Annotated in this window: 10 protein-coding genes and 1 pseudogene; 8 read left to right on the forward strand and 3 right to left on the reverse strand. The window is 34.0% G+C overall.

The features are described 5' to 3' along the window. Nucleotides 1-108: 108 nt before the first annotated feature. From F6U93_RS01000 to F6U93_RS01030, 7 genes are all read left to right on the forward strand, one after another. Nucleotides 109-675, forward strand: a complete 567-nt coding sequence (locus tag F6U93_RS01000) for a DUF4251 domain-containing protein (protein ID WP_150935966.1) — start codon at nt 109-111, stop codon at nt 673-675. Nucleotides 676-789: 114 nt separating this feature from the next. After that, a complete protein-coding gene (locus F6U93_RS01005; protein ID WP_150935968.1) occupies nt 790-2,472 on the forward strand; it encodes a S8 family peptidase in 1,683 nt (560 codons plus the stop codon). 199 nt (nt 2,473-2,671) lie between these two features. Then, the gene (locus tag F6U93_RS01010) at nt 2,672-3,295 is read left to right on the forward strand and encodes a hypothetical protein (RefSeq protein ID WP_191963429.1); all 624 of its coding nucleotides are present in this window, start codon (nt 2,672-2,674) and stop codon (nt 3,293-3,295) included. Nucleotides 3,296-3,953: 658 nt separating this feature from the next. Next, nucleotides 3,954-4,952 carry a metal-dependent hydrolase gene (locus F6U93_RS01015; RefSeq protein WP_150935970.1) on the forward strand — a complete coding sequence of 333 codons (999 nt, stop codon included), beginning with the start codon at nt 3,954-3,956 and terminating at the stop codon, nt 4,950-4,952. A gap of 88 nt (nt 4,953-5,040) precedes the next feature. Beyond that, nucleotides 5,041-6,381, forward strand: a complete 1,341-nt coding sequence (locus tag F6U93_RS01020; RefSeq protein ID WP_150935972.1) for a DEAD/DEAH box helicase — start codon at nt 5,041-5,043, stop codon at nt 6,379-6,381. A gap of 6 nt (nt 6,382-6,387) precedes the next feature. Beyond that, nucleotides 6,388-7,701, forward strand: coding sequence for a DEAD/DEAH box helicase (locus F6U93_RS01025; protein ID WP_150935974.1), 1,314 nt, complete (start codon nt 6,388-6,390; stop codon nt 7,699-7,701). Nucleotides 7,702-7,867: 166 nt separating this feature from the next. Further along, nucleotides 7,868-8,533 carry a hypothetical protein gene (locus tag F6U93_RS01030; RefSeq protein WP_225312482.1) on the forward strand — a complete coding sequence of 222 codons (666 nt, stop codon included), beginning with the start codon at nt 7,868-7,870 and terminating at the stop codon, nt 8,531-8,533. Nucleotides 8,534-8,613: 80 nt separating this feature from the next. Here the strand turns inward: F6U93_RS01030 and F6U93_RS01035 are convergent, their stop codons facing one another. The 3 genes and pseudogenes from F6U93_RS01035 to F6U93_RS01045 all read right to left on the reverse strand — a co-directional run bounded on the left by F6U93_RS01035 (nt 8,614) and on the right by F6U93_RS01045 (nt 10,824). Further along, complete coding sequence (locus F6U93_RS01035; RefSeq protein WP_150935976.1) at nt 8,614-9,855, reverse strand: mechanosensitive ion channel family protein; 1,242 nt, start codon at nt 9,853-9,855, stop codon at nt 8,614-8,616. Beyond that, a pseudogene (locus tag F6U93_RS01040) lies at nt 9,852-10,148 on the reverse strand (DUF3817 domain-containing protein). Before F6U93_RS01040 ends, F6U93_RS01035 begins: the two are co-directional and overlap by 4 nt. Before the next feature lie 58 nt (nt 10,149-10,206). After that, entirely contained in the window at nt 10,207-10,824 is a 618-nt protein-coding gene (locus tag F6U93_RS01045; RefSeq protein WP_150935978.1) for a YqaA family protein, read from the reverse strand. A 164-nt stretch (nt 10,825-10,988) separates the two neighbouring features. Here F6U93_RS01045 and F6U93_RS01050 point away from each other — a divergent pair, with 164 nt between their 5' ends. Further along, nucleotides 10,989-12,224 carry an OprO/OprP family phosphate-selective porin gene (locus F6U93_RS01050; protein WP_150935980.1) on the forward strand — a complete coding sequence of 412 codons (1,236 nt, stop codon included), beginning with the start codon at nt 10,989-10,991 and terminating at the stop codon, nt 12,222-12,224. Nucleotides 12,225-12,459: the final 235 nt, after the last annotated feature.

A 12,459-nucleotide genomic window follows, 5' to 3' on the forward strand; every position in this document is an offset into this window, starting at 1 on the left:
GGAAGCTAAATTTACAATACATCATTCAAAAAACAACTTTTTATGCGTAAATTCACAATACCATATTAGATTTTTAATATTATAACTTTAAATATATTGCTTTGTTCTATGAAAACTATTTATTTAAAACTAGCAGTTAGTGTTTTTGCTTTATCCTTGATAGCTTGTGTGTCATCAAAAACGCCAGCAAGTCCTGCTGAAATTAGTCATTTAGAAAGTCTTTTAAACAAAAAGAAATTTACCATTGAGTCTGATTGGGCGCACCCTATAGCAAGCATGGCTATGCAAGAAGCTTCGATGCTATTAGGGCCTGGTAACAATCCCAGTGCGATAAACTTAATTGGTAATAGTAATTTTTTAACTGTTTCAGGTGATAGTATTAGCTCTTACCTTCCATATTTTGGAGAACGACAAGGCGGCGGAAGCTATGGAGGCGATGACACCACAATTGAATTTAAAGGTCTAATGCGTAACTATAAAATCAAACAAAAAAAAGATTCTAGTTATGATATCTCCTTTGAAGCGAAAAGTCATTCTGAAAATTTTAATGTAAATATCAATGTTTTTCCTAATTTGAAAACTACTATGATTTTATCTGGAAGTACACGTACTGTGATTCGTTACACTGGTAAAATGGCAGCGCTTTCTAAAGGGAGTACCTCTAAGAATAACTAAATTTCATGGATTTAATAGTTTACTTTCAATAATTAATCATGTTGACTGTTCGCTATTAATTGATCCCTCAGTATATTAAAAAAAACCAACTTATAATTAAATATTTCACCATTTATGAAAACCTCTACACTTTTACAGTACTCAATAGCATCCTTAGTTTTACTTGGGTGTGGTGGCTCTAAAGTTACCCAAACTAAAGCTATTTGGGACAAACCAGTGCCTTTAGGTGATGAAAAAGCCATTTTAATGACGCCTAAATCTGGGTCATTTTCAGAAGCAGAAAAGCATGGTTGGGCGCACACCGACTTACTTAGCGATTCTATACCTGGAATGAGTTTAAACAAAGCTTATGAATTTCTTAAAGACAAAAGTGCTCAGCCTATTCTTGTCGGCGTCATAGACTCTGGTATTGATATCGATCATGAAGATTTAAGATCAATGCTGTGGACAAACCCTAGCGACAATACGACTAATAATAGTGATGATGATAACAATAAATATATCGACGATATTCATGGCTGGAATTTCTTAGGCGGGACTGAAAATGAAGCTATTTACGCTAGAAACGGCCTCACACGTGAATATGCTAAATATTTAAAGCGTTTTGAAGGTGCTAATGAGGCTTCAGTTGCAGAAGCCGATAGGGTAGATTATCAAAAGTATTTAGAATTAAAAGAAGAATATGAAACCAGTTCTGAGCAATACCAAGAGATGTATGATAAATACACGGCAATAGTTCAATCTATAGATGCTGCTGATTTGGAAGTTAGAACTGCCCTTAATAAAGAGGATTACACTTTAGAAGAAGTTAAAGCGCTTCCAGAGACAGATAATACAAAAATGGTTATTGAGGTTTTAGCTCAAGGTGCCACTATGGAAGATGCTAAAACACCCTATGCCGTGCCATTGAGTGCTTTAAGTGACATTCTAAAGAAAAAATTCAATCCCAATTTTATTGGACGTCAAACTAACGATGACCCTTATGATATCAGTGATGTCGTTTATGGGAATAACTTGGTAAAAGGATCACTTACCAAGGAAAGTCATGGTACTCATGTTGCTGGTATTATCCTTGGTGATAGATCTAATCAAAAAGGTGTCAACGGTGTCACGAATAAGGCTAAATTAATTGCAGTACGAGCGGTACCTAATGGGGATGAGCATGATAAAGATGTGGCATTAGCCATTCATTATATGGTAGATAATGGAGCTAAAGTTATTAATATGAGCTTTGGGAAAACCATATCCCCAAACCCAGAATGGGTTTACAACGCTCTAAAATATGCAGCAAGTAAAGATGTTTTAATTGTAAAAGCGGCTGGAAACGATGGTGAAAATATTGATATAATAACAATGTACCCAAATGATGCAATGAACAACCGTAACGAATTTACAGATAACGTACTAACTATTGGAGCTACAGCACCATTTTTTAATGAGAAATTAGTCGCTGGATTTTCAAATTATGGCAAGTACACAGTTGATATTTTTGCTCCTGGTGCAGATATTTATTCAACGATTCCTAATAATGAGTATAGATTTAAAAGTGGGACTTCTATGGCAACGCCAGAGGTTTCAGGTGTTGCCGCCTTAATTAGAGCTTATTACCCTGAACTATCTGCACCACAAGTAAAACAAATTATTATGAATTCTGGATCTAAGGTAGATTTGGATGTTATTATACCAAATACTGAAGATAAAAAGAAAATGAATTTTAGTGAGTTTTCTAAATCTGGACGTATTTTAAATGCTTATAATGCTTTAAAAATGGCTGATGCTATAGTTTCAAAACAATAGAAATCAGTAATATATCATACATAAAGAGCACTTGTTTAAACTTAAGTAAGTGTTTTTTTTATGCCTTAATTTTTGATACATAGATTTAAAAGCATATAAATTTTGGTTATTTGACGTGTTTATAACAGTTCCATCGATTTTTTTATTAAAAATTAAGATTATCCGTTAATTTAAAGTGATCACTTTAATATTCACTCTCATGAAGAAAACAGCAACAATCTTATGTCTCTTTTTTATTATTAGTCTTTTTTCAAATGCTTACGCTCAAGACACCATTTATATAACTGGCACAAAGGCTAAAAACTATAAAAAAAGGAGTCCGATTTATGATTATTCAGAAAAAAACTTAAATAGTGTAGATACGATTCCTGATTATTTGACTCAAAATAACAAACTTAAAATTACGGGAACAATTTATGAGAGTGATGGGGTTACAATAGCAAAAAACATATTATTATTTATTGAGCAAAGTGATGAAAACGGTGATTTTCAATTACGTCGATACAATAAAAAACGTTATGTAAAACATCGCGGTTGGGTTAGAACTGACGATAAAGGACAATATACCCTATACACTTTTATTCCAGGTAGTTCCATGTACGGTAATGACCCTAAACAAATTCATCCTATCCTAAAAGAGCCTAATAAACCAGAATATAAAATAGAACCTTTTCTTTTTGATGATGACCCGAGGTTAACGGATAAATGCCGCGAATTGGTTGAACAAACCAACCCAAGAAGGATTTTAAAGCTTGATAAAAAGGAAGGTGTTTATGTCACCACTAGAGATATTATTTTAGGAGAAGAAATTCCTATTAAATAGAAGGTGATTTTCAAAGATGTTAGTCACATTCCAGCTCTTGTGTCGTTTGGCCTTTTCGAGAGGTTTTTTTAATAGATAGTTATGTTCTCGGCTCCGCTCGAACACCGTTTTATTAGATGTTGGGTGGTGGTTGTTGAGGCTAGAAGAGAAGGGTTTACTCTTACATTATTATTACACAAAGATACGCTGAGATTTCACAGTGACTAACAGAGGTTTTTCAGAAACAGATTTCACTGATTTTCACTGAATTTTATTGTTATAAATGTTCTCGACTCCGCTCGAACACCGTTTTATTAGACGTTTGGTGATGGTTTTGAGACGAGTAGAGAAGGGCTAATGCTTACGTTATTATTACACAAAGATACGCTGAGATTTCACAGAGGCTCTCAGAGGTTATTTAGAAACAGATTTCACTAATTTTTTAGAGTTGTAAATGTTCTCGACTTCGCTCGAACACCGTTTTATTAGATGTTTAGTGATGGTTTTCGAGACCAGTCTAGCAGATGCATTCATTAAAAAAATCAGATAGAACTTCACTCTAAATGACTGTTTTTAATTCGTTCGAACATCGACTACGAATCTACTAATACCCCAATTTCAATATTACACGCAACATTTTCTATTTTCTTGATAAGAATTCCGTTAAGTTTGTAACCTTATGGATTCACTGACTCAAATTGTTTTAGGGGCTGCCGTTGGCGAAGCTGTTTTAGGTAAAAAAGTTGGCAACAAAGCTTTGTTATATGGTGCTATAGGAGGTACAATACCTGATTTAGATGTATTGGCTAGTCATTTTACCGATACGGTTTCTGCTTTAGAAATACATAGAGGTTTTACGCATTCCATAGTCTTTTCCATTGTATTTGCGCCCATTTTTGGCTGGTTAGTCTCCCGTTATGAACGTTATAAAGATTTCAAAGGCTGGTCTTGGTTATTTTTCTGGGGATTTATTACACATCCGCTTTTAGATGCCCACACCACTTGGGGCACACAATTATTTTGGCCCTTTGATTTAAGAGTCGCCTATAAAACTATATTTGTAGTTGACCCTTTGTACACTTTACCTTTTCTAGTCTGCTTAATTTTAGTGATGTGTTATAAAAGAACTTCAAAAAAAAGGCAATTTTATAACCGTTTAGGACTCATAATTAGCTCTAGTTATTTGCTAATCACTGTTGTTTTAAAAGTTCTAGCTTACTCTAAGTTTGAAGATGCTTTAAAATCACAAAACATTGATTATTTTGATGTAGATACCCGACCAACACCTTTAAATACGATATTGTGGACGGCCAATGTGGATACCAAAGACACTTATTTAGTAGGCTACTATTCTTTTTTTGATTCCAAACCTATTAAATTTTACTCTTACCCGAAACATCATGAGTATTTGGAAGATTTAAAAGAAAATGATAAAGTTCAACGTATGATTGCCATTTCTAACGGTTGGTATACCATTTCAAAACATACCAATAAATTGTACTTCAATGATTTGCGTTTTGGCACAATGGGCATTAAACAAGATCCTGATCAGTTTGTGTTTAAATATGAGATTCATCAAAATTCAGATGGCATCATTACCTTTATAGAAACTCCAAAGGATAGGGAGGATGCTAAAGGTCTTTTAGCAGATCTTTGGAAACGCCTAAAGGGAAATTGATTTCTAATTTCAGAAGGCATATAGAATAAGCATTCAATAATTAGCCTTGCCAACAAAACTGTGTTTATCTTTGCTGAAAAATTTTCGCATGTTAAAACAATTTTCAGATTTAGGTATTCATGAATCCTTTCAGCAAAGCTTATCAGATTTAAGCATATCGAAACCTACAGATGTTCAAAAAAAAGCCATTCCTGTAGTCCTGAACAAAAAAGATGATTTGGTTGTTTTAGCAAAAACGGGAACTGGTAAAACTGCAGCTTTCGGATTACCATTATTACAGCTAACCGATACCAGTGAGACTCGTATTCAAACACTAATTTTGGCACCTACAAGAGAATTAGGGCAACAAATATTCACGAATCTCCATGCTTTAGCTGCGGCAAACCCTGAAATAAATATAGGATCGCTTTGTGGAGGTACGCCTATCAAACCCCAAATTGAACGACTTAAAGAAGCTACTCATATGGTTGTAGCCACACCAGGACGACTGGTAGATCTTTTAAAACGTGAAGTAATCAATCTTAATCATTTGAAATACTTTGTTTTAGATGAAGCTGATGAAATGATTACCGCATTAAAAGAAGAGGTTGATCACATTATAAAATCTATTCCTAAAAGCAGAAGAACCTTCTTGTTTACGGCTACTATGCCCGGTACCATCAAGCAATTAATTCAGAATTACATGTCTAAACATGTGGTTCAAATTGAAGCTGATATGGAAACGACCGGACACCAAGGCATCGATCACCAATATGTAGTGGTTGAGCCTATTGAAAAACTTGACGTTTTACTCCACTTTTTAAACTCAAAAGTGGGCCAACGTGGTATCATTTTCTGTAAAACCAAAGCAGCTGTAAATAAATTAGCTAAGAATTTAGCCATCAATAAATTTTCTTCGGGAGCCATACACGGAAGCCTATCTCAAGGGATCCGTGACCGTATTATGGGACAATTTAGAGAAGGACATATTGATATTTTGGTTGCAACCGATCTGGCAGCCCGTGGTATTGATGTTAAAGAGCTCTCTTACGTCGTTAATTATCATTTACCTGATACCTATGAGGCCTATGTACATCGAAGCGGAAGAACAGCCAGAGCAGGAGCAAAGGGGCTTGCATTAACCATCATTCAAGAAGAGGAAGTGGTTGATATTGCCGATTTTCAAGATGAATTAGGTATTAAATTTAAAAACCTTCCAAAAGCTGATGCTCATAGCATTGAAGAAAACAACACCTTATTATGGGCGAGGAAAATCTTTAAAACTAAGCCAAATCGCGAGGTTTCAGAAGATTTAAAATCTCAAATAAAAACCATTTTTCATCATTTAACCAAAGAAGAACTGGTAGATAAAATATTAGCCAATTATTTGGCTCAAAACGCTAAAGTATTACCAACGGAAGCCCCATCTAAAAAACGTAAAAAGCACTAACAAATTATGGCTAATCGCGTCAAAAATCAGCAAGATATTTTAGATAAACTGAATATCGAAGCCTTAAATCCCATGCAAGAAGAAGCCCTTGTTGTTATGGAGGGTTCAACTAATACCGTGTTATTGTCTCCAACAGGTACCGGAAAAACTTTAGCCTTTTTACTGCCTTTATTGGAGTTTTTGAATCCCGATTCAGAACATATTCAAGCTTTAATTGTGGTGCCTTCACGAGAATTAGCCATTCAAATAGAGCAAGTCGTTCGTTCTATGGGTTCTGGTTATAAGGTCAATGCCGTTTATGGAGGTAGGCCAATTTCAAAAGATAAAATAGAACTCAAGCACAATCCTGCAATTTTAATAGGAACTCCAGGCAGATTATTAGATCATTTTGATAGTGAGCGCTTTTCTAGAGAAAGTATAAAAACCTTGATTTTAGATGAATTCGACAAAACATTAGAAGATGGTTTTGAAGAAGAAATGAAGGCCATTATGCATTATTTGCCGAACATCAACAAGCGAATCTTGACTTCAGCCACACAAGGCGTAAAGATTCCTGGTTTCGTAAGATTAGACAAACCCGAAATTATTGATTTTATAAAAGAAAAAAGAAAATCGCAATTAGCCATAAAAACGGTGATTTCTCCAGATAAAAACAAACTAAAAACCTTGTTACAATTAATGCAACACATTGGAAACAAGCAAGGGATTGTTTTCTGTAATTTAAGAGAGAGTATAGGTGAGGTGAGTCGGTTTTTAAAAAGAAATCACATCAGTCATGCCACATTCTCAGGAGGCATGGAACAAAAAGATAGAGAGCGTGCTTTAATAAAATTTAGAAACGGTACGTCTCAAGTACTATTAGCAACCGATTTAGCTGCAAGAGGTATAGATATTCCAGAACTTAATTATATCATTCATTATGAACTCCCTAGACATGAAGAAGAATTTATTCATAGAAATGGAAGAACCGCTCGAGTGAATGCCAAAGGAACAGCCTATGTTTTAAAATGGCAAGACCAACTATTACCAGATTTTATAAAAGATGTAAAAGGTATTAATATTTCAAAAAAGGCTGAAGTTATTCCACAATACTGGGAAACTTTATTTATTTCTGGAGGAAGAAAAGATAAAATTTCAAAAGGGGATATTGCTGGTTTATTTTTTAAAAGTGGAAACATTAACAAAGAACAGTTAGGCGTTATTGAGCTGAAGCAGGATTGTGCCTTTGTGGCAGTGCCTTTGACCATTGCTAATGAATTGGTTGAAAAGCTAAACAATTCACGTTTAAAGAAAAAGAAGGTACGCATTACTGTTTTATGAGTTTATCTCATATGAGTAAGACTCCAGAAACCAAAAACTATCGACCATTAACTAAATATAATTGTTAAACATCTACTAAATATGAATTTGAAATTTTTGTGTTTCGTAGAAAAAAATATCTTTGTCAGCGTTACGCGTTGAATTTTAATAAAAATTTAAAAGATTCATGAAATCTAATTTGGTATTTCTTTTTATGATTTTTTTATCGCTATCTACTTATGCTCAAATAGATAGTAGGAATAACGCGTTTAGTATTCCGGCTATTGAAGCACCAAAAGACACCTCAGATTTAAAGCCTGAAACACCAGAAATTAAGCCAGAATCTAATTTAGATATACCAGAGCCAGTAACCAATACACCTTTTCCTAAAAAACCATTTTCAATGTTACCAGAGGAAGAGTTTGGTGATCCTGGTGAATTGTACGCTGATAATATCAATAAAACCTTAGATCATTTAAGACTGAGTAAAGAAGAGTTGGAAATGAGAAACGGAAGTACCGTAGATCAGTTCTTAGGTGAATTTAGAAGTAATGCCACTTCTGTAAATGTGGTTTATCGTGATCATGGTTATATGGATGGTGATGTTATACAGGTACGTGTTAATGATGACGTGGTGCAAGCCCGTATTTTTCTATCAAATTCTTTCAAAGGTTTTAAATTAGATTTACACCCTGGAATTAACAAAATTGACTTCTTAGCTCTAAATCAAGGAGAGTCTGGACCAAATACAGCAGAGTTTAGAGTCACTGATGATACTGGAGCTTTGGTTACTCATAATCAATGGAATTTAGCTAAAGGAGTAAAAGCAACGGTTATTGTTGTAAAAGAGTAGCTAACTTCTTCTTCTATTAACTCTTTTAACAAATGCTATAAGGTGTTATAAATTTTACTTTATAGAGTTTAGAATGATAACTACTTAAATGTTGAATTACTAGGCAGTTCAAAAATTTCTAATCCGAAATAAGATAGTGCTGCAATCAGGTGATCAAAGATATCAGACATGATATATTCGTAATTTGCCCAACGTTTATCACTACTAAAAGCATAAATTTCTAAAGGAATTCCTTGTGTTGTAGGCGCTAATTGTCTGGCCATAATCATCATGTCTTTATTAACAGCCGAATGATTATTCAAGTAAGAATCGATATACTTTCTGAAAACCCCTAAGTTCGTTAGGTTTCTACCGTTTAACAGTATACTTTTATCAATGTTGTGTGCATTGTTGTAGCTATCAATATCCGCTTGACGGTTTTCTAAATAATCGGTTAAGAGTTGAATTTTCTTTAGATCTGTTATTTCTGCCTCCGATAAATATTTAACCCCGCCTTGCTTAATCAATAAGGCCCGTTTAATTCGTCGGCCTTCTGAAGTCGTCATACCTCGCCAGTTTTTAAACGAATCTGAAATTAAAGCATAAGGCGGAATGGTAGTGATGGTTTTGTCAAAATTTTGAACTTTTACTGTGGCTAAGTTAATTTCAATCACATCACCATCGGCACCATATTTTTCAAAAGTAATCCAATCTCCAATACGTACCATATCGTTTATAGCAACTTGAATACTCGCAACAAAGCCTAAGATAGTGTCTTTAAAAACCAAAAGTACTACCGCTGAAATGGCCCCCATTCCCGTTATAAAATTAATAAACGGAATCCCCGTCATGATCGCAATGGCGGAAAAAACACCAATAGTCCACGCAAAAATCATAAAGACTTGAATATAGCTATCTATAGGCTTGTCTTTTAAGCGAGGTAAGGTTTTTAGGTAATCCTTTAAGGTGTTTAGTAAGCTTCTTACCACCCAAAGGGTTAATAAAATAGCAAAGACTTGCAAGCCTTTTTCTACCCTGATTTCAAAATCTGGGAAATCTTCAAAAATATTTGGAATAAATTCTAAGGCAATGATAAAAGGTATGATGTGGGCAATGTTCCGAGGCACTTTATTGGTTACTAATAAGTCATCAAAATTCGTTTTTGTACGGTTTGATAATTGTGTAAAGGCCTGAAGGATTATTTTTTTTATAATAAAGTCTATTAAAAAAATAACAATGAGCAAGCCTAAGAAAAATACGAAAGCATCTAGGTATTTAGCAATACTTTCGTCTATACCTACGGAAATTAAGTAATCAAAAAAGCGTTTTTTTAAACTGTTCATTTTGTTTTTAAGTTTTTCAAGTACACTCTGTCAATATAAAAAGTACCAAAAGGAATTAACGAAGCTACCAATACAATTAAAAATTCTTTGGTGTTCCAGGCAAATTCTTTTTTAAACATAAAAGCCATGGATACTTAGGCAACAAACAGTAAGCCATGAGGCATCCCAAGCATTTTAACATACTGTGGATCATTGGCGAAGTACTTAATTGGAGTGGCAATAAATAGTAATAAAATATAAGAAACACCTTCTAAAAAGGCAATAAGTCTGAAAAGGTTAATAGATGAAAACATGAATTGTTTTTTATAAAGTTAATATATTCCTAGAGGCGCCCTAGAATGGTAAACAGATTTATAAGGCGTGAAAAATAACCAATCCATAAATTACAAATCGTAATAATCGTAAGGACCCATATAGTATAACCGCTCTGAAAGGAAATTTAATAATACCTGCTGCGATACAAGAAATTGAAAAGGGTAGTGGTAGTAGCGCACCAACAACAATAAGAAAACCTCCCCATTTTCTAGAGTTTTTCAGTTGTTTTTCCATTTTCACTTCTAAATAATGACGAACAGACGGGATTTTAGTAATGGTGCGTCCCATCCAATATGCCAAAAGGCCTCCAGAATAAGATAAAACGGCTAAAAGGCTTAGGAAAAACCACGGACTGTACATTTTGCCAGACCAGGCGATAAATATTTCCGGAGGAATAAGCCCCAATAAAGTTTCAGAAACAAAGAAGAAACTTAATACTCCCCATGCAGGAAGTATTTCTGTCATTTCAGTTAATGCTTTATTAATATCAAAAAAATGATTGATAACATAAACTAAAGCAACAACTGCAATAATATAGGGCAAGGCCTTTTTAACAGCTTGCCACACAAAACTATAGAATCCAGTGTAGCTATAGTACTGGTGCAATAGCTTTATACGTGATTTTTCGCTTTTAGATTTTGGGCTGTTTTTCATGCTTCAAATTAAAATGCAAATATAGTCTTAACTCTAAGAATTACATAAATAATAATGTTAGATTTATGCATGGTTTATGTTAAAATATTTGTGTTTTCTTAAAAGCAAATCAAATTTGAATAATTAGAACATTAGCTATAAATTTACAGTAAATAATAAGGTTTATGATTGCTAAATTTTCAGGGCTAAAAACAAAGACTTTAATAAAATTCCTTTTAATACTTACTTTAGCAACAACGGGTAAGGTTTTGGCTCAAGAAATTCAAAAAGATTCGATTGTAAAAAATAAAATTGATATAAAGTATACAGACAAAGGTTTTCAATTTAAAACCTCAGATAATAAGCATTTACTGCATATTGAGTCCCGTTTGCAATTTAGATTCGCTACACCAGGTGATGAAAATCCTTTAACTTTTGATGATATCTACCCTACAAGCAATACGGTTTTTAAAATTAACCGAGCGCGTTTAAAAATTGGAGGTCACGCCTTTACACCAGATTTAAAGTATTATTTTGAGTATGAACTATCGCAATCTAATCTATTAGATTTCAGACTGATGTTTGAAAAGTGGAAGGGCTTTCACATCAAAGTCGGACAGTGGAAAACCTATTACAGTAGAGAGCGTATCATTTCATCAGGGAAACAACAAATGGTTGACCGTTCGATTATAAACAGACCGTTTACGCTTGACCGTCAGCAAGGAATTTCATTTTACGGCCGCCTTTTTGAAGAATCACCGGCAGATTTGACTTATCACTTGTCATTATTAACGGGAACGGGGCGTGGTTCTACTGAAAATGATGATAACAGGCTTATGTATGTAGGGCGTTTACAATGGAATTTCTTAGGAAGAGAAGTTTCAATGTCAGGATCAGATTTAAAGCATGTTACAAAACCAGAAGCCTTAATTGCTTTAGCTGCAGCGACTAATACGAGTCCGTATACACGATTTTCACAATCTGGTGGCGGACAGTTAGAAGGCTTTCAAGATGGTGTTTCTGGGCAATACACCGTAAATCAGGGCTTAATTGAAACGGCATTTAAGTATAAAGGCTTTTCATGGCAAAGTGAAGTACATCATAAAACTATTTTTGATAACGTGAATGATACAGAAACCCATTTAAGAGGTATGTATGTACAAGCCGGTTATTTTTTCTCTAATATTTTTGATTTCGTACCAGAACCACTTGAAGTTGCTGGGAGATTTGGTTATTACAACCCAAATATTGAAATCAAACAAGATTTAGAAGAAGAATTTGGTTTGGCGTTTAACTGGTTCTTTAATGGTCATAGAAATAAACTAACTACTGAGTTTACTTATTTTCAAATACAATCGTACAATGTGATAGAGCCATCTGATGGATTACGATTTAGAGTCCAATGGGATATATCGTTGTAATTTATTTTTCAGCTAACTACCAAACTAGAGTATGTGTTGAGAATCTCTATTTTACATAATATAAATTATAGTACAATTGTTGTCATGAGTAAAATAGCGAATAGAACTTTTTCAGTTCTATTTTACATAGTTGCAGATATGATGCCTTTAGGTTCATATCGATAGCAATTATGTAACAGCTATTTTATGACCAAAACTTTATTAAACATTCGTAAGCTATGATTCAGTATTATGT

The sequence above is a fragment of the Pseudotamlana haliotis genome, from assembly GCF_008806375.1.
Taxonomy (GTDB): domain Bacteria; phylum Bacteroidota; class Bacteroidia; order Flavobacteriales; family Flavobacteriaceae; genus Pseudotamlana; species Pseudotamlana haliotis.